Genomic DNA, 20,816 nt, shown 5'->3' on the forward strand with positions numbered 1-20,816 from the left:
GGTCACGATGGCTGTGATCAGCGCCGCGAACGCGGTCAAGGAGTACGAGTCCGGGTCGAAGACGCTGCGCGCGCTCAAGGGCGTCGACGTGTCGGTCGACCCCGGCGAGTTCGTCGCCGTCGTCGGCCCCAGCGGGAGCGGCAAGTCCACGCTGTTGAACCTGCTGGGGATGCTCGATGTCCCCACCGAGGGGGCCGTGACGGTGGCCGGCGAGCGACTCTCCGAGCTGTCGAAGCGGGAGCGGACGAACCTCCGCCGGGACACCGTCGGCTTCGTCTTCCAGAGCTTCTTCCTGGTGCCGACGCTGACTGCGCGGGAGAACGTCGCCGTCCCGGGGCTGGTCCACGGCGACCGCTCCGAGTTGATCGACCGCGCGGAGAGCCTGCTCGAACGCGTCGGGCTGGCCGACCGGCTGGACCACTACCCCAACGAGCTGTCGGGCGGCCAGAAACAGCGCGTCGCCGTCGCGCGCTCGCTCGTCAACGAGCCCGAGATCCTGCTGGCCGACGAGCCGACGGGGAATCTCGACCAGGACACCAGCGAGCAGGTGCTCGACGTGTTCGGCCGCATCGCCGCCGAGGACGACGTGGCCATCGCCACGGTCACCCACGACCCCCAGGTCACCGAGTACGCCGACCGGGTCGTCGAACTCGTCAACGGGAGGATCGAGTCGTGATCGACAGCTGGCTCGGTCGCCGGTTCCCGATGCTCGCGTTCGCCCGGAGCAACCTCTCGCGAGCGCGCGCCCGGACGGCGCTGGCGATGGCGGGCATCACCATCGGCGTCCTCGCCATCGCGTCGCTTGGCATGGGCGGCGTCGCCTTCCAGCAGTCGATCCTCCAGAGCGCCGATACCGTCACCCAGAGCGTCTGGCTGATGCCCGGCGAGGACGCGGACTTTGCGGCCTTCGAGGAGCGACACCTCGAGGAAGTCCGGCAGTACGTGGACCATCCCGTGTACACGATGCAACAGGAGAGCGCCGGCGTCGAGGCGAAGAAGGCCAGTACCGGGGCGACGATATACGGGTTCTCGCACCCGGGCGAGTTCGCGACGGCGGACACCGGGAAGATTCCGGACAACTGGCGCTCCGGCGCGCTGGTCGGGCCCGATCTGGCAGACAGCCTCGACGTTCAGACGGGCGACAGCGTCGTCGTCGACGGCGAGCGTCACCGGATCCTCGCCGTCCTCGAACCCACCCCGCAGTCATCGTTCGTCCGGACAGACAACGCCGTCCTGTTGCCACCGTCCCAGTTCGACCGGTCGACCTACGACCTCCTGATGGTCCGGACGGACAGCCCGAACGAGGCCTTCGAGACCTCGGAGGATCTGGATGGGTCGCTCAACCCCGGACGCGACGAGCGCTACGAGGTCAACGACGCCGAACAGCTGATCGACCAGTTCAACCAGCAGATGGCCACGATCAACACGTTCCTCCTGGCTATCGGGGGCATCTCGCTCGTGGTCGCCTCGGTCAGCATCTTCAACGTGATGTTGATGTCGGCCATCGAGCGCAGGGAGGAGATCGGCGTCCTCCGTGCGGTCGGCTACCACCGCCTCGACGTCCTCCGACTGATGCTCGCCGAGGCCGTCTTGCTGGGGCTCGGTGGTGCCCTCCTCGGGGTGGTCCTCAGCATCCTCCTGGGGATGGCGATCAACGCCGAACTGTTGGCGGATCCCCTTGCGTTCACCGCCGAGGCCCTCCAGTACGCGGCCATGGGATTCGTCTTCGGGACGCTTGCGAGCTTCCTCAGCGGGCTCTACCCCGCCTGGAAGGCCGCCAACGCCCGGCCCGTCGAGGCGCTCCGGGACTGACGGCAGTCCCACGCTGACGTTTCCCCCTCCACTTCGTTCCACTCCGGCGTCGGTTTTCACCGGTCACTGCCATAGCCGGAAGTCACTGAGGCGTCACGCGCTCGTCAGAGCCAGGCGTCCAGTATCTCGCGCCCTGCGAACGCGTCGTGACTGGGGTACGCGTCGATCATCGTGATGAGCGCCGACGCGATTCGATAGGCGGGCATCGTATCGTCGTGGAGTAACACGACGCCCGCGTGAGCGTCCGCCGGGAGGTCACCGAAGTCAGTGACGTCGCTGGTCACGACCACCAGTTCGTTCTCCCGGGCGTACGGCAACACGTCGCCCTCGTCGGTCGCTCCCTGCCAGAGCGCGTCGCGGACGTGTTCTGCCGGTATTCCCTCTTTCTGGAGATACGATGCCGTCTTCGGGTCGACGTTCTCGTCCAGCAGAAACTGCCATCCACTCATCTCAAGCCGCGTCCGGGTCGACGCCGTCCGGGCGGTCGACAGTCTCCCGAAACGCTTCGACGTTCCGGTCGCGTTCCGACAGGACCTCGCTCATCTCTCGCGGATGGTCGTGGTAGTACGCCAGTGCGTGGTAGACGTCCGCGACGTCGAGGTCGAACCGGTCTGCGACGGCTTCGGGCGCCTCGCCTCGCTCCTCAACGAGCGCGTACACCTGGCGGACGCTGATCCGACGGTCCCTGATGTGGGGTTCACTCAGCCGGTCGTGAGCGATCCGCCGGGAGTCCCGTTCGGCCATACCCGGAATTTCCCCGTGCTATCGTAAAAACGTGTGGCCACGCTCGACTCATCACGAGATGATCGAGCCCGTCCGCCATCGGTGCGTCCCGGAACACCTGTTCGTCGGGTACGGAAGCGTCGAACGATATCCGTCCCCCCTCTTGGGTGATACGCAAATTCTTGCGAAGCGTGCGAAAACGATCCCGGCAATCGCCGTAAAGCCGCACCGACGAGAGTGCCGAATCGACACCGTAATCCGGTCCGTTTCCGAACGTGTCCCCTGACAGCCATGCTCGTCGGGCCCGTTCGAGCGTTCTTCGAGGCCGAACGCCAGCGACCGCGCTGGCGCGGGCTGGCGGTCGTCACGGCCATCGCCTGCACGCCGCTGGTCGCGAACCTGGTGCTCGCCGCGCGGATGCCCCGGGGCGACCAGCCGGTCGTCGCGCTGGCGACTGGGACCGGCGTCGTCGAGGCGCCGGCGCTCGCCCTGGCCAGCGTGGTTCTCGGCTTCGCGACGCCGTTTTTGTTCTGGCTCCTGTACGCCGGCATCGCCTACGGGATAACGACCCGCTTCGACGGAACGGGGTCGTTCACCCGGTACGCCACGCTGTTCGCCTGGGGGCTGGTCCCCGGGCTGGTCGTCCAGTTGTTCTGGCTCGGCGCGCTGGTGACCAACGCGACCACAACGGGGCCCCCAGTGACACCCGCCGAGAACGCGGCGTGGATCGAGGCCGTCCAGTCCGGCCCGGCGATGGCCGCCGTGGACGTGCTCTACCCCGTCGCCGCTATCGTCGCCTTCGGGTGCTGGGTCATCGCCACCGCGGTCGGCCGTCGCGTCACGACCCGCCAGGCGACGCTGGCCGTCCTCCCGGCGCTCGCCATCGAACTGACGACGTTCTATCTGTTCGTGCTGGGGTGACCGTGGCGACTAAGTCGGGGCCGGTCGACTGACAGCCCGATGACGACTCGGTTCCGAACCCTGTTCGTCCGCCCGGCCGACGCGTTCGCGGAGGTGCCCGACCGGCCGTCGCTGCTGGCGCCGGCGCTCGTCGTCTTCGCGCTCGGCGTCGTCGTGGCCGTCCAGTCGGTACCGTTGATGGCCGTCGCGCTCGGGGACACCTCGGCCCACTCGCTCCAATTCGCGACCGGCGACGGTGCCCTGTCGGTCCAGAGCGCCGCACCGCTCAACCTCGCGGTGAACGTCGGCGTCGCGTTCGCACCGTGGCTCGTCCTGGCCACGATTACTCACGTGGGCGCCAGGCTGGCCGGTGGGACGGGCACCCCGCGCCAGACGCTGGCGGCGGTCGCCTGGTGTGCCGTCCCCTGGCTGTTCGTCTACGGCGCCAGCGTGGTCATCGCGGCCGGTATCGCGGCGACGACGGACGCCACGCTCGCCGCCGCGCTGGGCGGCCACTCGCTGTCGTTCGTCGAGGGCCGGCCGCCCGCGTACTTCGACGGTAGCGGCGCCCTCGACGTCCGGACCTGGCTGTTCGTCGCCGGCCTCGCGCTATCCGCGCGGATATGGGCCCGGGCCGTGCCCTCGGCTCACGGTCCGCGGCTAGCACGGGGCGCGAACGTCGTCGCCGCCGTGGTCGTCGTCCTCGCGGTGCTGACGGTGCTTCTCTGAGCTGAGTCGGTAGCCGGTGTCGTCCGCTCGCGAGCCCCGTCAGTCGCCGGCCTGTCCGACCGATCCCTGTACCTCGTCGATCAGGTCGGCGATGGCCCGCCGCTTGAGGACGAGGAAGCCGGCGAAGACGACGAGGAAGCCGACGACGGTCAATGCGGTTATCTCCTCGTCGAGGACGACGACGCCGACGACGGTGGCGACCACCGGAACCAGATACGCGACCAGCGACGTCTCCAGGGCGCCCCGAACTTCTAACAGGGTGAAGTAGATGAAGAAGGCGACGGCGGTGGCGAACACGCCGAGGTAGGCGACCGCGGCGCCCGCGCTCGGCGTCGTCGGGAGCGCGAACGGCTCGCCGAGGGCGAGGCTGGTGGCGTGGAGGACGAGGGCGCCGACGAGCATCGACCATCCCGAGAGCGCGGCGTTGCCAAGCGTCGGCTTCGCGCGCTGGACGAGCACGCCCCCGAGTGCGACGCTCGCCACCTGGAGGAACACGAGCACCCGGCCGACGACGTCGCTCCCGAGCAGGTTCGCCGGGTCCGGTCTGACGATGAGACCGACGCCGACGAAGCCCAGCAGGATACCGACCGCGCCGGTCGCGGAGACGCGTTCTTCGGGCAGGAGGCCGAGCGCCCACAGCGAGGTGACGATGGGAACGAGACTCTGCATGATGGCCGCCACGCCGCTGGGGACGGTCTGCTGGCCGACGAAGAGGAACGCGTTCCCCGCGACGAGGAAGAGGCCGCCGCCCACGATGGCGCCGACGTTGGCCGCGCCCACTGGTCGCCAGTCCGTCGTCCGGGCGAGGGCGTACCCGAGCAGGAGGACGGCGGCGACGTCGTAGCGGTAGGCCGCGAACAGCACCGGCTCGAGCGTCTCCAGACCGACGGCTATCGCCAGGAAGGACAGTCCCCAGAGGGTAGCGAGAACAGCGAACAGCCCGACGGTCGTGAACCGTTCGTCCACGGATCAGGTCGAGAGTGCGGGACGGTTAGCCTTCTCGATACCGCGCCGAGGGAGAAGAATCGTCAGTCGACCGTGTGGTGGTACGGCTTGCGGGCGACGGTCTCGCGCAGATCCGCGAGCGAGTCGCGACCGGTCTTGCTGGCGGCGCCCATCAGCGCCATCACTTCCTGCCGGGACACCGAGACGCCGGCCTCCGTCAGCGCGTCTTCGGGCCGCGAGCGGAGTTCGCGGAGCGTGCCGACGCCGAGCAGGTACGGCACCGACCACGCCGAGACGGTGTTGCCGTGGGCCAGCGGCATCGCCTCCAGGTAGGCCTGGGCGTCGTCGAGGAAGGTAGAGGCGTGGGAGGCGGTTCGGTGGACGACGCGGGCGGCCGGTTGTCGGTTGTCCGGGTCGACGACGGCGTCCTGGTCGATCCCCTCGTCTTCGAGCCACTCGGCGGGGAGGTAGACGTTGTTCTCCTCGGTGTAGTCGTCGTAGACGTCCTTCGAGACGTTGACCAGTTGCAGGAGGAGGCCGAACTCCTCGGCGGTCTCCCGGAGCGTCCGGGCGCGCTCCCTGGAGATCTCGCCGCGCGTGAGCAGGTTCGTGATGAGGGTGCCGACGGTGCCGGCGGCGTAGTAACAGTACTCCTCGAGTTCCGAGCGGTCGTCGATGCGGAGTCCGCCGACGTCGGCGTGGCGGTCGACGAACATCGCCATCCCGTCGACCATCTCCCGGACCGGCGGGATCACGGCGTCGTGGACCGGCTGGGGCTGGTCGGCGAAGGTCGCCCAGATGGTGGGTGACTCGGCGACGACCGCCCAGTCGTCGTTGCGCTCCTCGGGCGCGGGCAGCCACTCGTCGACGTCTGACCGGAACTCGGTCATCGTCACGTCGTCGTCCGGGTCGAGCGCGGCGTCGTACGTCCGTAGCAGTCGAACCTGTGCGTCCGGCGGGATGTGCCCGGCGTCCTCGACGGTGTCGGCGACGCGACAGAGGAGATACCCCAGGCAGACGTGCGACGACATCGGCTCTTCCAGGACGTCGACGGTCAGAGCGAACGTGCGCGACACGCCCTGGACCGCGTCGTGACACCACTCGAGATCTGGTTCGACGGGTGATACGGACGTCATCCTCTGGTCACCGTTAGATCCCCTCGCTACTAAGGTAATGTGGTCGATGACGGGTCTCGGGCGCGACGGACGGGGGCAAGCGGACTGTCCGGCCGGTCTCGCCGGAGCGTCGGTCCGCGTATCGGTGTGTCATATCGGTTGCTGGTATGGTACAGGGACTGCTGACGCTTCCGCGTTCCGGATCGAGGAGCCGGTACTGGCGGTCGGTACGCGGGCCGATTCGCCGGTTTCTGGTCGCCATCGTCAGTCGTCAGTCGTCTGTCGACACGGCCTCGACGCCGTGGTCGTCGACGTCGACGGCCGGTTCGGTGAGGTCGCCGTCGCGCCAGGTGCCGCGGCGATACCAGGCGTAGGCGATGGCCGCGCCGGCGACGTTGGAGAGGGCGAACGACAGCCAGATGCCGGTCTCGCCGATATCGCCCGCCGCCACCCACGCGATGGGGAACCTGACGACGCCGAGCATCAGCACTGAGATGGCCGCCGCGGTGAGCGTCTTGCCGGCGCCGCGGAAGCTGCCGGTGTACGCCCGCGTGATCCCGATGAACCCGAACGTCAGCGCGACGTAGCGCAGGAACTGGGCGGCCACGCCGACCACCGCGGGGTCGGTCGTGAACACGGCGGCGATGGGGGCAGCGAGGAAGAAGACGACGACGCCGGCCGCGGTGAGGATGCCGAAGAGCAGCTTCGCGGCCAGTCCCGCTGCCTGCGCGGCCCGGTCCGGTCTGTCGGCCCCGATGTTCTGGCCGGTCATCGTCTCGACGCCGCGGGCGACGGCGATCGCGGGCAACACGATCACCGAGAACACGCGCGTTCCGATGCCGTAGGCCGCGACGACGGTGTCCGGGAACAGGGCGACGATGAACAGCAGGAGGTTCATCGACAGCGCCCGGCCGGTGCCTTCGACGGAGGCGGGCAGACCGATCCCGACGAGGCGGCGCAGGTACGTCGTGTCGGGCGCCATGTCCCTGAGGTGGATCTCGATGCCGTGTGTCCCGCGGAACATGATCGCGAGGCCGACGACGAGCGCGAGCGCGCGCGAGAACACCGTCGCGTAGGCGGCGCCCTCGATGCCGAGTTCGGGGAACACCCACCAGCCGAAGATGAGGAACGGGTCGAGGACGATGTTCAGCACGACGGAGCCGAACATCACGAGCATCGGCGTGATGGTGTCGCCGTAGCCGCGCATGAGCGCGACGAAGACGGCGAACCCGAACATGAACAGTAGCCCCAGCGAGATGACCTCCATGTAGTCGGTCGCCATCGGCAGGACGTCCTGGGACGCGCCCATCACCGCGAGGAACTCCTCGACGAGGAAGTAGCCCGTCACCCCGAGGAGCACCGACGCGATGGCAGCGAAGGTCATCGTCTGCGAGGCGGCGTACTCGGCCTCGCGTTCCTCGCCCGCGCCCGTGTACTGGGCGACCAGCACGCTCCCGGCGACGGAGATGCCCATCCCCAGCGAGATGAGCAGGAACACCATCGGGAACGCGAAGCTGATGGCCGCCAGCGCGTCCGTACTGTACTGGCCGAGCCAGAACGTGTCTGCGAGGTTGTAGGCGGTCTGGAAGAGGTTCGTGACCACGATGGGCATCGACAGGAAGAAGAGCGGCTTGCCGATGCTCCCAGACGTGAGGTCGAACTCTTCGGGTCCCCTGAACAGGGCACTGATGCGACTGCGGACTCCCATCAGCGACCGCCCTCCGCCGGTTCGGTGCCGTGCATCGACGCGGAAACCGCGGTAGTCGGTCGGTTCGCGGCCATCGTTCCGCTATCGGGCGCACGGGAGCCGTCGTCGCGACTCGACGGGGGAGGGCACGTCGCATCCGGAATATCGGCAGGGAAAGCGTCGTCCATGTCGGTCGATAGAAAACTTACTGACTAGTTAGTCAAAAGCCCTTCGGAAGGTGACGGCGATGGGGTCTGATTGACTGAATCCGCGATCAGGGGGAGTACGACACAGTCTAGAGGCAGTGGGGGTACCTGACGGGCGGGTCACAACTGTTTTCCCGACGGGGACGAACGTACTACCAATGTCCGACCCGCCGGAACGGTCCGCCTCGGATCCCGACGAGGAGATCATGGGCGCGACCTACCGGGCGCTTCGCGAGCACGGCTACGCCGACCTCACGATCAAACAGATCGCCGACGAGTACGGGAAGTCGACCGCCGCGGTGCACTACCACTACGACACGAAGGAGGAACTGCTCGCGGCGTTTCTCGACTTCGTCCTCGACCAGTTCGTGCAGACTATCCACGAGGTGGAGACGACCGACCCGGAACGGCGCCTGGAGTTACTGCTCGACCAGCTCCTGCTCGCGCCGGAGGACCACTACGACCTGTCGATCGCGCTCCTGGAGATGCGGAGCCAGGCGCCGTACGAGGCGGCCTTCGCCGAGCGGTTCCGGCAGAACGACGAGTACGTCCGGTACATGCTCCGGACGGTGATAGACGACGGGATCGGGGCGGGCGTGTTCGCCGACGTCGACGCCGAGCACGCGGCGTCGGCGCTCATGACTATCGTCGACGGTGCCCGGACCCGCACCGTCGTCTTCGACGACGCGGCGGCGCTCGAGACCGCGCGACGCGCGGCCGACGAATACGTGGACGCCGTCCTCGCGGAGGACGCGTGACCGGACGCCCGGCGTCAGGGGGCCGGTCCGCGGTGCGCTCCCGGGGGCGACGCCGACGGGCTGGGACTGTCCTCACCCGGCGGAGACGGACGACGCCGACGGGACAGACCGTGGCCGATATCGCCGGACTCATCTATCCGGTCCGCGGAGTGTTCCCCACCGAAATGACGACCGTCCGCTCGTCCCTGTTCTCCAGTGCGTGGCCGTCCCCGTCGGCGCGACACACCGTCACTAGCGAGTCACTCGTCGACCGCGCCCCACGGCGGACGGTGGGACGATGACAGGGGCGGCGCCGCTGGTCCTGTCCCTCTCGCTCGAGACGATCATCGCCACGCTCGCCGGGGGGTTCGAGGCGCTCGTCGAGTCGGCGACCGGCTGGCCCGGTGTGGGTATCGTCTTCGCGTACTCGTTCCTGATCGCCTTCGTCCTGCCCGGTCCCAGCGAGATCGTGCTCGCGGCGCCCCTGGATCTCGGCCTGTCGCAGTCGGGCCGCCTCGGCGTGATCATGCTCGTCAGCGCGACCGGCAAGGCCGCCGGCAGCGTCCTCGCGTTCCACGTCGGTCAGGAGGTCAAGCAGGCCGGCCCGGTCGTCCGCTGGCTTCGCCGGTCGCGGTGGGACGTCATGGAGTGGTCGGAGAACCAGTCCGTCCAGCTCGCACAGCGGTACGGCTACGCCGGCCTCGCCGGCGCGCTCTGTGTCCCGTTCTTCCCGGACACCATCTCGATATACGCCTTCGCCGTCCTCGAACGGGACTACGTTCGCTTCGCCGCCGCAACGTTCGTCGGGAGTCTCGGCCGGCTCGTCGTCACCATCGGCCTGATCGGCGGCGCGGTCACGATATTCTGACCCGAGCTGCGGTCATCGCTCCCGGTATCGAGCCGGCCACTTCGCCAGCGACCGGCGATAGAGACCCACACCCGCGAGCGCGAGGACGAGGCCGCCGGCGCCCAGTGCGGCGAGCAGGCCCGTGGAGACTGGCGCGAGGGCGAAGCCGACGACGAGGATGGGAACGAGCGGCAGGACCATCGCGAGTCCGAACACGGCGAACAGCCCGGTGTCGAAGAGAAACTCGTTGGGCGAGAGCCCGGTGAGGTACACCGTCGTCCCGAAGATGTAGCAGGCGACGCCGACGAGCAGGACGGCGCCGACCAGTGCTTCGAGAATCGGGCCGCCGCGCCAGGCGAGTGCGACGGCGTAGAAGGCGAGGCCGACGAGCGGGCCGAGCAGGAGGAAGGCCCGGAACTTCGCGGCGAAGACGTCCTCGACCGACAGCGGGTGGACGAGGTACGAGTCGACGTCGTCGGACTGGGTGAGCCAGTTGTACGTCGTGAACCCGGAGAGGCCGAGGATGGCGCCGAAGGAGACTCCGACCGAGGGCGAGACGCCCGTTATCTGGCCGGCGAGGTCGATCAGGCTGGCGGTGACGCCGAGGAGCACGGCGGCCGAGAACAGCACCTTGCCGAACCCGCCGGAACTGCGGTGGACGTCCAGCAGCGTCTTGGTCGCGACGGGGTCGCCGACGCGGTCGCGCCACCGGCGGAACGCGGGGGCGACGGTGCGGGCCGCCGGGCGTGCGCTCGCGTCGAAGGTGAGCGCGCCGACCACGAAGACCGCCGCGACGAGGGCGAGCGACGCGCCGACCCGTGGCAGCGTCGCGTCGAGAAAGACGCCGTAGGGCGTGTAGGCCGCGACGTCGAGGTTCCCGGCGACGGCGACGCCGACCGCCGCGCCGAGCGCGGCCAGGAGCGTCCAGCCCGGCACCCCCCGGCGAGTGATTCCCAGGGCGGCGATGGTCGCGCCCATGCCGAGCACGAACGTCAGCGTGAGCGTCGCCCAGAGCCCGAGCGCGGTGCCGGCCGCGGGGAGCACACTGGCCACTCCGCCCCCGCCGGCGACGCCGACCGCGGCGGCCGTCCCGAGCGCCATCGGCGCCATGAACAGGACGGCGTAGTAGACCAGGTCCTTGACGACGAAGATACCGAGCAGCCGGTCCTGGGAGAGCGGGAGCGTCCGGGCGGTGAAGACCAGCAGCGTCAGGTCGCCGAGCAGGTTCCGGAGCGCGTCGCGGCCGACGAAGCCGATCGAGCCGGTGTGGAGGCCGAAGACGAACGCGAGCGCGTGGAGGCCGGCGAAGACGGTCCCCGGGCCGGTGCCGGTGGTGACGAGCAGCCACGCCGCGCCCGCGGTGAGGGCGGCGATCAGGACGGGAAACAGCGCGAAGTGACCGCCGCGGAAGAGGTGGCTGTGCATGCGCCACTCCTCGCGGAGCATCTCGACGAAGACCCGGCGGGTCCGCCCGTCAGTCATCTGCGGCGACACCCCGCTCGACGGTCGCGTCGACGCGGTCGAGGAACACGTCCAGCAGCGTCTCCTCGGCCGACAGTTCGGACGGGCGCACGTCCGCGACGAGGCCGCCGCCGTGGACGACGCCCACGCGGGAACACAGTTCGGCGGCCACGTCCACGTCGTGGGTCGTGATGACGACGGTGTTGCCGGCCTCGCGATACTCTCGCAGGAAGCGCTTGACCCGCTCCTGGACGATGGGGTCGAGGTTGGCCAGCGGCTCGTCGATGAACACGACCGCGGGCTCGTGGAAGAACGCCCCGGCGATCATCACCTTCTGTTGCTGGCCCCGGGAGAGGTCCGTCGCCATGGTGTCGAGCTTCTCGGCGAAGCCCAGGCGCTCGGCCCACGTGTCGGTCCGCTCGTCCACCGTCTCGTCGTCGAGTCCACGGACGGCGCCGACGAAGTCGAAGTACTCCCGCGGCGTCATGAAACTCGGCGGCGACTCCTTCTCGGGGAGGACGCCGACGAGTTCGCGGACCGCCGTGGGTTCCGCGACCGGGTCGACGCCGAGTACCGCGACCTGCCCGCTGTCGGGCGCTATCTGGCCGGTGAGCACTTCCATCGTCGTGGTCTTGCCCGCCCCGTTCGGCCCGAGGAGGCCGAACAGTTCCCCCTCGGCGACGGTGAGCGAGAGCTCCTCGACCGCGGTCACGTCTCCGTACGCCCTGGTGAGGTCGTCTATCTGGATCGCTGGCACGGGATTCTACCCACCATCGTTGCTCGGGTGGTATAAGTGGTGGTGCTGGTTGACAGCTAATTGAGCAGTAAGTTTTCGGCGTACGATTTCGGACCGTATCGACACCATCGGCCGCTACAGGCGCTATCGGTGCCAATAACGACTGACATATTGACCAGTTAGTTAGAGGCGATCGGTCGTTCCCCCGGTCGCCTTTTCCGTCGACGGACTGGTCCGGACGTCCGGCGACGTGACGGCCTCTAGTCTGTACTGGTCGACGCACCGGCCTCCCCGCTCTCCGTGGGCCTCGGTGCGCGCCTGTTCCCGCCGCCAGCGATGGTCGCGCCAGAACCTCTCTTTTCGAACGCGTCGAGGGGGTGTGGGCGGTCCGGGCGGCCGACGAACCGGCCGGCACCGGCGGAGGAACTATATCTGGCCAGTGAGAGAGCATCGTTCGTATGAACAGACGTACATATCTGGGGGCGATGGTGGGGACGACGACCGCGACGGCGCTATCGGGCTGTCTCCAGGGAGACGCGGTGCTACACCAGACGCAGGTTTCAGCGACGTCGCCGACGAAGGAATGGGAGGTCGAGCTGGAAGCGGGGAACCGATTGCGACTGGAAGTCGACAAATCGGACGGTGATATCGGTACTGTCACCGGATACGTTCATCGAGCCGAAACGGACGAGGAGATCGCGGCCACAGCGGCCAGTAGCGGACACGAGACGTTCGAGGTCCCGACGACTGGGGCGTACGTCGTCTCGGTCGAAGTTGACGGGAGTACTGCGGAAATAATCCTTCGGGACCTGGACTAGCCCGCTGGGACCCCTTCCAGAGACGGCGCGGCGCGAACCAGGTCGACTGTCGACGGTCGCTGGGTCGTACCGCTACGAGGTCAGCCCGACGCCCTCGGCGATGAGTTCGTGCGAGCGGATCCGGGCCTCGGGGTCCTCGATCAGGTTCTGGACGACCACCTCGTCGGCGCCGACCTGGGCGGTCATCTCCTCGAGCAGGGTGCCGACGGTCTCAGGGCTGCCGGAGACGGCGCGGGGCCACTCGCTCGGTGCCAGCGACGTCGGCGTCGGCTCCGGGACGCCACCGATTTCGTCGATGGCTTCCTCGACGGTCGGGGGCGGGCCGAACGCGCCGCGGGCCATGCGCTGGTAGGCCGCTTCGGAGGAGGCTCGGAGGCGCGCGGCCTCGTGGTCGGTCTCGGCGCAGGCGACGTTGGCCGCGAGCATGCTGTGGGGCTCGTCCAGGCCCTCGTCGAACTCGGAGGGCTGGAAGCGCTCGCGGTAGGTGTCGAGGGCCGTCGCGGCGACGGTCGGTCGGATGAACGCGGCGAAGGCGTAGGGGAGGCCGAGGTCGGCGGCGATCTTCGCACTCGACGGGCTTGAGCCGAGCACCCACACCTCGGGGACGTCGTCGGCCGACCGCGGGATCCGGATGTCGGCGTAGGGGTGGTCGTCGGGGTAGGCGTCGTAGACGTGTCGCGCCGCCTCCTCGATCTTCTCGGCGTGGTCGTCGCCGGCAGTACGAGGGGACCGCCCTCCGGCCAGCGCTCGGTCCACGGCGGGCATCCCCGTCGCCCGCCCCAGGCCGAGGTCGACCCGGCCGGGCGCGAGCGCGTCGAGCGAGGCGAACGTCTCGGCCACTTTGAACGGACTGTAGTGGTTCAGGAGCACCGTCCCCGACCCGACGCGGATGTCGTCGGTCTTCGCCGCGAGGTGGGCGATCAGTACCTCGGGCGTCGCGCTCGCGATCGCGTCCGAGACGCCGTGGTGTTCGGCCACCCAGAACCGCGAGTAACCCAGGCGCTCGGCCGCCTGCGCGAGTTCGACGGTGTCCTCGTAGGCGTCCGTCGCCGTCTCTCCGCTTCGGACGGGCGCGATGTCGACGATAGAGAGGTCCATCTGGCTACGAGAGACAAACGGGTCACGTCGAATCAACCCTCCGCTCGGCGCCCGTCCACCGCGCCGCCGTTCGGCGGTCGTCCCAGGTGCCGCCGTTCGGCGGCCGCGTGGGCTAGTCCCCGTTCCCGGGGAGCCGAACCACGGAGAGCCAGAACTCCTGGAACGACCGCATCACGTCGACGAACTCGTCGGGGTCGACCGGCTTGCTCAGGTAGGCGTTGGCCTGCAGTTCGTAGGACCGCCGGACGTCCTCGTCGGCCTGCGAACTCGTCAGGACGACGACGGGGAGTGACCGGAGGTCCTCGTCGTCGCGAATCGCCGCGAGCACCTCGTCGCCGTCCATCCGCGGGAGGTTCAGGTCGAGGAGGACGACGTCGGGCCGGGGCGCGTCGGCGTAGTCGCCGCGCCGGTTGAGAAAGTCCAGCGCGTCGACGCCGTCGGTCACGACGTGGAGCGTGTTGTGGAAGCGACCGGCGTCGAGGGCCTCCTGCGTGAGACGAACGTCGCCGGGGTTGTCCTCGACGAGCAGGATGTCTGCCGGACCGCTCGCCGCGCGTCCGTCACTCATCGCGCTCACCTGCGGCCGGGAGGGTGAACGTGAACGTCGCCCCCTCCCCGGGTTCGGAGTCGACCCAGATGTCGCCACCGACGGACTCGCTCTGCTCGTCTGCCGAGCCCACGCGCACTTCGCGCGCGTGGACGCCGTGGCGCTCGATGATTCGCTCGACCAGCGCCAGCCCGATGCCCGTCCCAGCGTGGTCGTCGGGGGCGTGGAGGCGCTGGAACACTTCGAAGACCCGGTCGGCGTCGGCAGGGTCGATGCCGATCCCCTGGTCGGTGACCGAAATCTCCCACCAGTCGCCCCGCCGCTGGGCGCTCACGGTTATCTCGGGCGGGTCGTCGCCGCTGTACTCGATGGCGTTGTCCAGCAGGTTCTGGAACACCTGGCGCAACTGTCCCCTGTCGCCCTCGACGACGGGCAAGTCCTCGGCGTCGATGTCGGCGTCGGTCTCGTCGATGCGCACCTGCAGGTCGTCGCGAACGTCGGCGAGGACCGCGTTCAGGTCCACCGGGCCGAACGGGTCGCCGCGCGTGTCGACCCGGGAGTACTGGAGCAGCCCCTCGATCATGTCGCGCATCCGGTCGGCGCCGTCGACGGCGTAGTCGATGAACTCCCGCCCGTCGTCGTCGAGTTCGTCGGCGTAGCGCTGTTCGATCAGCCGGAGGTAACTCGACACCATCCGCAGGGGTTCCTGGAGGTCGTGGGAGGCGGCGTAGGCGAACTGTTCGAGCCGTTCGTTGGACGCCTCCAGGCGGTCGACGAGTTCTTCGAGGCGCTGCTCGCGCTCGACCTGTTCGGTGACGTCCTGGACTACCAGCATCCCGGCGAACACCTCGTCGTCGGCGTTCGTGACGGGGAGCGTGTGCGCCAGCAGGTGACGGTCGTGGAGCTCGGCCTCGAAGGTGTTCGACTCGCCGTCGAGGGCTGACTCGAAGTGCGGTTCGATGGTCTCGACGAGGTCGTCCGGATACACGTCCGAGACAGTGCTCCCGACTCGGTCTTCTTTGCCGACTCCCGCCGCGTCGAGCAACTGGCCCCCGACGGCGGTGTACTCCAGGTCTTCGTCGAACAGGCCCACGGCGCCGTCCGGGAAGTTCTCCACGAGGGTGCGGTGCCGGCGTTCGGACTCTTCGAGCCGGCGCCGCTGTGCCAGGCGCTCGGAGATGTCCCGGACGACGCCGACGTGATTCCGCTCGCCGTCGCCCGTCTCGAACGTGGTGAACGTCGCCTCCGCCGGGACCGCTTCGTCGCCGGCCGTCTGGATTGTCGCCTCCATCGTCGGGTTGTCACCACGTTCCATCTCCGCTTCCAGTGCGCGTGACTGTTCGATGGCCGCCTCGTCGACCACGAGCGAGGAGTGGGCGCCGACGAGTTCCTCGCGGTCGTACCCCGTCAGCTCCGCGTAGGCGTCGTTGACCATCGTGAAGTAGCCGTCGTCGTCTTTCACGTAGATACCGTCGTTGACCGTCTCGACGATGGTTTCGTACTTCGTCAGTTCCCGTTCCCGTCGCTTCTGGTCGGTGACGTCCTGGGACATGCCCAGCGCGGCGAAGATGTCGCCCGCGGCGTCGCGGACGGGGACGACCCGGAACTGGAAGATGCGCTCGCCGACGTCGGCCTCGAACTCGCCGCGTTCGCCGCGGATGGCGGCCTCGTAGTACGGAACGAGTTCGTCGGCCAGTTCGTCGGGCAGGACGTCGCCGACGTATCCTCCTTCCACCTCCTCGACGGTCCGGTCGGCGACGTCGGTCGGGCTCCCGCCGACGGTCTGGTAGTACAGGTCCTCGTCAACGAGCGCGACCGCCCCGTTCGGAAAGTTCTCGACGAGTGCGCGGTAGCGGCGCTCGGTCCGTTCGAGTTCCCGTTCGCGCTCCTTGCGCTCGGTGACGTCCCGGAAGTACGTCGAGAGCCCCGACTCCGACGGATAGACGTTGAACTCCAGCCACACGTCGGAGACGGGGACGTACTCCTCGAAGGTGATCGGCTCCTGGGTGTCCATCGCCGTCCGGAACCGCTCACCCAACGCGCCGTCCCGGCCGCCCGGGATCTGGTCCCAGGCGACCTGCCCGAGCAACTCGTCGGGCGCGTGGCCGACGATCTCGGCGGCTCGCTCGTTGACGTGCGTGAACCGCCACTCGTCGTCGAGGGCGTAGAACGCGTCCGAGATTCGCTCGAAGATTTCGCCGAGCTCGGTCTCCAGCTCCGACTTCTGGCGCTCGAGCTGTCGCTGCTGCAGTTTCAGCTCGGTGATGTCCTCGCCGGCGAGGACGACCCGTTCGACCGCCCCGTCGTCGTCGAACAGCGGCGCGGCGTTTATCCGATAGTGGGTCCGTTCGCCGTCGGGCGACTCCATGACGATTTCCTCGTCGAACACCGGCGCCTCCTGTTCGATGGCACGCGCCGACGGCGTCTCCTCGGGGCCGAGCGGGTCGCCGTCGACGTCGTATATCTGCCACTCTCCCTCGTCGACCGGCTGTTCGCGGAACTCCTGCTCCGAGAGCCCCATCTCCGCCTGGACGTGTTCGTTGGCTCGTAGCGTCTCGCGGTCGGCGTTCTGGACGGCGATGCCGACCGGGACGGTCCGCAACAGCTGCGCGGTCTGGTCGCGCTCGCGCCGCAGCTGTCGTTCGCGTTCCTTCTGGTCGGTCACGTCCTCGACGGTGACCACGACCCGGTCGTCGCCCGCGTCTTCCCCGTCGCCGAGCGGTGCGGCGTTGACCGAGAGCCACCGCCGTCCGAGCGTCGACAGGTCGATCTGACACTCGAACCCGGTGACCGGTTCCCCGGCCGCGAGCGCCCGCTCCCACGGTCGCTCGGCGACCGGTATCGGGTCGCCGTCGGCGTCGTACAGGTCCCACGCGTTGACGTTCGCGTCCATCAGCTCGTCTTCGTCGAGTCCCACCCGGTCAAGCGTCTGCTCGTTGGCCCGGACGAACTGGCCGTCGGCTTCCACCAGGGAGATACTCAGCGGGACCGTCTCCAGGATCTGTTCGGTCAGGTCGCGTTCCCGGCGCAGTTGCTGTTCGTACTCTCGCTGTTCAGTCTTGTCACGGGTGACCTTCGTGAAGCCGACGAGGTCCCCCTCGTCGTCGCGGATGGCCGTGACGACGACGTCCGCCCAGAACCGCGTCCCGTCCGCACGGACGCGCCACCCCTCGTCCTCGACCCGTCCCCGCTCGGCCGCGGTTTCGAGGTTGGCCTCGGGGACGCCCGCCGCGACGTCCTCGTCCGTGTAGAACGTCGAGAAGTGCTCGCCGACGATTTCGGCGGCCGCGTACCCCTTGATCCGTTCGGCGCCGTCGTTCCAGCTGGCGACGGTCCCGTCCGCCCCGAGCGTGAAGATGGCGTACTCCTCGACAGCGCGCACGAACGCGCCGAACTCCGCCAGCGTCGACCGGTGACTGGTGGTCAGGTCCGCGTCGGCCGGCTGCCACCACACCCGCAGGCCGTCGCCGACCTGTCGCGTCCGAACGGCGCCGTCGTCGGCGAGCGCCCGCAGCCGTCGTTCCGCGGCCTGTTCGCTACACTCCAGCGTGCTGGCGACGTCCCCGGTCGTGAGCGGCGTGTGTGGCTCAGCCAGTCCCGAAAAGACGCCGAGGGCGTCCTCCCGCGTGACGTCCGGCGCCGAGCCCGATGGTCCCATGGTTCCAGGAGAGGGCATCCGCCAATAAACGCCTGGCGAAAGGACAGTTCCCGACGCACCTGCCCCGTCGCGGCGGGACGTAACCGATTGGCGTCGAGCTGGTCGGCACGTTTTCTCAATCTCGATATAAGATGGATTCATGTTGGTGGACGAGAGACGGATACGTAATGTCAACTTCCGATTCCCCTGCCGTCGGCATCGTCGGTCTCGGCGGGATGGGCACTCAGCACGCAAGCAACCTCGCCGCGCTCGGCGCCGACGTGGTCGGCGGCTCGGACGTCGTCACCGAGGCCCGCGACGAGTTCGCCGCCGCCTTCGACGCGGTTACATTCGACGACCACGTGGCGATGTACGACGAACTCGACCTGGACGCCGTCGTCATCACGACGCCCAACGCGTTCCACGAACCGGCCGCGACGGCCGCCCTCGAACGCGATATCCACGTCCTCTGCGAGAAGCCACTGGCCGACTCGCTGCCCGCCGCCGAACGGATCGTCGCCGCCGACGAGGCATCGGACGCCTTCTGCATGGTCGGGTTCAGCAACCGCTTCGCCGCCGCGCCGTCGCTGTTCAGGGCCTACCAGGCCGACGGCGAGTTCGGCGACGTCGAGGCCGTCGAGGGCGCGTTCGTCCGCCGCCGCGGCATCCCCGGCCTCGACTCGTGGTTCACGAACGAGGACCTCTCCGGTGGCGGCGCGCTCATCGACATCGGCGTCCACGCCATCGACTACGCGCTCTACCTGGCTGGCTTCCCCGACGTCGTCGAAGTCTCCGGCGTCACCCGTGATACGTTCATCAGCGGCGAGTCCTACGTCGACCCCGACGACTTCGCCGGTGGCTGGGACGCGAGCGAGGGCGAGCGCGACGTCGAGGACTCGGCGACCCTCTTGCTGCGCTGTGCCGATGACACCACCATCTCCCTGGAGGTCGCGTGGGCGACGAACCGCGAACCCGACCACGAGTTCCACGTCCGCGGCACCGAGGGCGGCGCCCGCCTCGCCATCGGCGGCGACGAACTCGAAGTCCTCGGCTCCGACGACCGCGCCCTGGACCACCACCGGGACACGACGCTCTCGGGCGACCCGGACCGGGACCGGTACGTGGAGGAGGCCGCCGCCTTCCTCGACGGCGTGCGATCGGGCGAGCGCCCCGCGATGAACCACGTCGAGGAGGGCCTGCTGGTCCAGCGCGTCATCGACGCCGTCTACGAGTCCAGCGAGCGGGGGACCTCTGTTCGGCTGGACGAAGCAGAGCGGGCGAGCGAGGACGAGCGGGCCGCAAAGCTGGAGTGAGTAGCACTCCGTTCACTCGTCCGTATCCTGCTCGGTCGCGACTGCCCTAGAGAGGCCGGCCAACCCTGCGCCGGCCGCTGCGCTGAGTACTCCGAACCCCGGACCGGAGTCGTCCGTGGGTTGGCTCTTCGGTGTCCCCGGGGAGCCCTGGACTGCATACACTGAGTTGTCGGCACTTACGACGTAGACGGTCCCGTCGACCACTGCCGGCGACGAGCTCACAATATCGCCGGTCTCGAAGACCCACTGCTTGGTGCCGTCGGCCGCGTTCAGCGCGTATACGTTGTTGTCGCCGCTTCCGACGTAGACGACTCCGTCGGCCACTGCCGGCGCCGAGTACATCTTGTACTCCGTCTCGAAAGCCCACTGCTCGGTACCGTCGGCCGCATTGAGCGCGTAAACGCTGTAGTCAGCACTACCAACGTAGACGGTGCCGTCGGCCACTGCCGGCGACGGGCCCACGTCGTCGAATCTCTCGATAGTCCATTGCTCGGTGCCGTTGGCCGCGTCCAGCGCGTATAGCTTGTTACTACTTCCGACGTAGACAGTTCCATCGGCTACTGTCGGCGACGAGTAGTACAATGGACTGCCCGTGCCGAATGCCCACTGCTCTTTGCCATCGGCTGCGTCCAGCGCGTACACCTTGTAGTCGTCACTTCCGACGTAGACTGTGCCGTCGGCTACTGCGGGCGAAGAGCCCACCTGGCCACCAGTCTCAAAGGTCCATTGCTCGGAACCGTCAGCCGCGTCCAGTGCGTATACCGTGTTGTCGTAACTCCCGACGTAAACAGTGCCATCGACAACTGCCGGCGACGACCACACCTCGTCACCTGTCTCGAAAGTCCACTGCTCGGAACCATCGGCCGCGTCCAGCGCGTATACTGTGGAGCCGTTGCTTCCGACGTAGACAGTGCCATCGACAACCGCTGGCGACGAAGTAACACTATCGCCAGTCTCGAAGGCCCACTGCTCAGAACCGTCGGCCGCGTCCAGTGCGTACACGCTGTGGTCGTCACTCCCGACGTAGACGGTGCCGTCAGCCACTGCTGGCGAAGAGTATATGCTGCTGTCAGTCTCGGCGGCCCACTGCTGGGAGATGTCTGTGACGGGGCCCGTGTTCTCGGGCGCATGTCCCGTGTTCGCGTCGTCGTAGCCGAACTGGGACCACGCCTCGCCGGACTGGGCACGCGTGGGACGGCTAGAGCTAAACCCGACCGCTCCGACGCCGACGGACCCGACGCTCGCTCGCAGCACCCGCCGCCGGCTCACCCCTTCAGATTTCATCGTGCGATGGTGGTGTAACACTCATTACAAATGCATGTTGATATGGGAGCCGCTCCGGGCCACTTCACAGATCAGTCGTGGAGGCCTGCTCGTCCAGCGCGTCATCGACGTCGTCTACGAGTCCAGCGAGCGTGCGACGTCGGTTCGGCTGGACTAAGCTGAGTGGGCGAGCGAGGACGAGCGGGCCGCGAAGCTGGAGTGAGGCACGGCGACCGTCGTTA

The 20,816-nt window shown here is 68.4% G+C and carries 20 protein-coding genes; 9 read left to right on the plus strand and 11 right to left on the minus strand.

Annotation, left to right across the window (positions count from 1 at the left end):
• Positions 1-7: 7 nt before the first annotated feature.
• Both AC5FRV_RS09990 and AC5FRV_RS09995 read left to right on the plus strand, forming a co-directional pair.
• Entirely contained in the window at positions 8-676 is a 669-nt protein-coding gene (locus AC5FRV_RS09990) for an ABC transporter ATP-binding protein (protein ID WP_493560946.1), read from the plus strand.
• On the plus strand, positions 673-1,812 hold the full coding sequence (locus AC5FRV_RS09995) for an ABC transporter permease (RefSeq protein WP_493560947.1): 1,140 nt from the start codon (positions 673-675) through the stop codon (positions 1,810-1,812). Before AC5FRV_RS09990 ends, AC5FRV_RS09995 begins: the two co-directional genes overlap by 4 nt.
• Positions 1,813-1,916: 104 nt before the next feature.
• Here AC5FRV_RS09995 and AC5FRV_RS10000 read toward each other — a convergent pair whose 3' ends face one another.
• Positions 1,917-2,261 carry a DUF5615 family PIN-like protein gene (locus AC5FRV_RS10000; protein WP_493560948.1) on the minus strand — a complete coding sequence of 115 codons (345 nt, stop codon included), beginning with the start codon at positions 2,259-2,261 and terminating at the stop codon, positions 1,917-1,919.
• Position 2,262: 1 nt separating this feature from the next.
• On the minus strand, positions 2,263-2,556 hold the full coding sequence (locus AC5FRV_RS10005; RefSeq protein ID WP_493560949.1) for a DUF433 domain-containing protein: 294 nt from the start codon (positions 2,554-2,556) through the stop codon (positions 2,263-2,265).
• A gap of 270 nt (positions 2,557-2,826) precedes the next feature.
• Between AC5FRV_RS10005 and AC5FRV_RS10010 the strand changes: the two genes are divergently transcribed.
• Positions 2,827-3,456 carry a YIP1 family protein gene (locus tag AC5FRV_RS10010; RefSeq protein WP_493560950.1) on the plus strand — a complete coding sequence of 210 codons (630 nt, stop codon included), beginning with the start codon at positions 2,827-2,829 and terminating at the stop codon, positions 3,454-3,456.
• Positions 3,457-3,495: 39 nt separating this feature from the next.
• Positions 3,496-4,164, plus strand: coding sequence for a YIP1 family protein (locus tag AC5FRV_RS10015; protein ID WP_493560951.1), 669 nt, complete (start codon positions 3,496-3,498; stop codon positions 4,162-4,164).
• A gap of 39 nt (positions 4,165-4,203) precedes the next feature.
• Here AC5FRV_RS10015 and AC5FRV_RS10020 read toward each other — a convergent pair whose 3' ends face one another.
• From AC5FRV_RS10020 to AC5FRV_RS10030, 3 genes are all read right to left on the minus strand, one after another.
• Entirely contained in the window at positions 4,204-5,130 is a 927-nt protein-coding gene (locus tag AC5FRV_RS10020; RefSeq protein ID WP_493560952.1) for a DMT family transporter, read from the minus strand.
• A gap of 62 nt (positions 5,131-5,192) precedes the next feature.
• Entirely contained in the window at positions 5,193-6,245 is a 1,053-nt protein-coding gene (locus tag AC5FRV_RS10025; protein WP_493560953.1) for a phytoene/squalene synthase family protein, read from the minus strand.
• Positions 6,246-6,495: 250 nt separating this feature from the next.
• Positions 6,496-7,932 (minus strand): MATE family efflux transporter, encoded by a 1,437-nt coding sequence (locus AC5FRV_RS10030; protein WP_493560954.1) that lies wholly within the window; start codon positions 7,930-7,932, stop codon positions 6,496-6,498.
• Between the two features lie 343 nt (positions 7,933-8,275).
• On the opposite strand from AC5FRV_RS10030, the gene AC5FRV_RS10035 reads away from it, so the two are divergent.
• Positions 8,276-8,875, plus strand: coding sequence for a TetR/AcrR family transcriptional regulator (locus tag AC5FRV_RS10035; protein ID WP_493560955.1), 600 nt, complete (start codon positions 8,276-8,278; stop codon positions 8,873-8,875).
• A 277-nt stretch (positions 8,876-9,152) separates the two neighbouring features.
• Positions 9,153-9,722: a YqaA family protein gene (locus AC5FRV_RS10040; protein WP_493560956.1), complete on the plus strand. Its 570-nt coding sequence runs from the start codon at positions 9,153-9,155 to the stop codon at positions 9,720-9,722.
• 12 nt (positions 9,723-9,734) lie between these two features.
• Here the strand turns inward: AC5FRV_RS10040 and AC5FRV_RS10045 are convergent, their stop codons facing one another.
• Both AC5FRV_RS10045 and AC5FRV_RS10050 read right to left on the minus strand, forming a co-directional pair.
• A complete protein-coding gene (locus tag AC5FRV_RS10045) occupies positions 9,735-11,183 on the minus strand; it encodes a hypothetical protein (RefSeq protein WP_493560957.1) in 1,449 nt (482 codons plus the stop codon).
• Complete coding sequence (locus tag AC5FRV_RS10050) at positions 11,176-11,919, minus strand: ABC transporter ATP-binding protein (protein WP_493560958.1); 744 nt, start codon at positions 11,917-11,919, stop codon at positions 11,176-11,178. The genes AC5FRV_RS10045 and AC5FRV_RS10050 overlap by 8 nt, the downstream gene beginning before the upstream one ends.
• Before the next feature lie 437 nt (positions 11,920-12,356).
• On the opposite strand from AC5FRV_RS10050, the gene AC5FRV_RS10055 reads away from it, so the two are divergent.
• Positions 12,357-12,716, plus strand: coding sequence for a hypothetical protein (locus tag AC5FRV_RS10055; protein WP_493560959.1), 360 nt, complete (start codon positions 12,357-12,359; stop codon positions 12,714-12,716).
• A gap of 72 nt (positions 12,717-12,788) precedes the next feature.
• On the opposite strand, the gene AC5FRV_RS10060 is transcribed toward AC5FRV_RS10055, so the two are convergent.
• The 3 genes from AC5FRV_RS10060 to AC5FRV_RS10070 all read right to left on the minus strand — a co-directional run bounded on the left by AC5FRV_RS10060 (position 12,789) and on the right by AC5FRV_RS10070 (position 18,019).
• Entirely contained in the window at positions 12,789-13,814 is a 1,026-nt protein-coding gene (locus tag AC5FRV_RS10060; protein WP_493560960.1) for an LLM class flavin-dependent oxidoreductase, read from the minus strand.
• Between the two features lie 112 nt (positions 13,815-13,926).
• Positions 13,927-14,382 carry a response regulator gene (locus AC5FRV_RS10065; protein ID WP_493560961.1) on the minus strand — a complete coding sequence of 152 codons (456 nt, stop codon included), beginning with the start codon at positions 14,380-14,382 and terminating at the stop codon, positions 13,927-13,929.
• Entirely contained in the window at positions 14,375-18,019 is a 3,645-nt protein-coding gene (locus AC5FRV_RS10070; protein ID WP_493560962.1) for a PAS domain-containing sensor histidine kinase, read from the minus strand. The genes AC5FRV_RS10065 and AC5FRV_RS10070 overlap by 8 nt, the downstream gene beginning before the upstream one ends.
• A gap of 167 nt (positions 18,020-18,186) precedes the next feature.
• Between AC5FRV_RS10070 and AC5FRV_RS10075 the strand changes: the two genes are divergently transcribed.
• Positions 18,187-19,311: a Gfo/Idh/MocA family protein gene (locus AC5FRV_RS10075; protein ID WP_493560963.1), complete on the plus strand. Its 1,125-nt coding sequence runs from the start codon at positions 18,187-18,189 to the stop codon at positions 19,309-19,311.
• Positions 19,312-19,323: 12 nt separating this feature from the next.
• Here the strand turns inward: AC5FRV_RS10075 and AC5FRV_RS10080 are convergent, their stop codons facing one another.
• A complete protein-coding gene (locus AC5FRV_RS10080; protein WP_493560964.1) occupies positions 19,324-20,595 on the minus strand; it encodes an outer membrane protein assembly factor BamB family protein in 1,272 nt (423 codons plus the stop codon).
• Between the two features lie 34 nt (positions 20,596-20,629).
• On the opposite strand from AC5FRV_RS10080, the gene AC5FRV_RS10085 reads away from it, so the two are divergent.
• A complete protein-coding gene (locus AC5FRV_RS10085; RefSeq protein ID WP_493560965.1) occupies positions 20,630-20,752 on the plus strand; it encodes a hypothetical protein in 123 nt (40 codons plus the stop codon).
• The last annotated feature ends 64 nt before the right edge of the window (positions 20,753-20,816 follow it).

Source organism: Halomicrobium sp. HArcel3 (assembly GCF_058933135.1).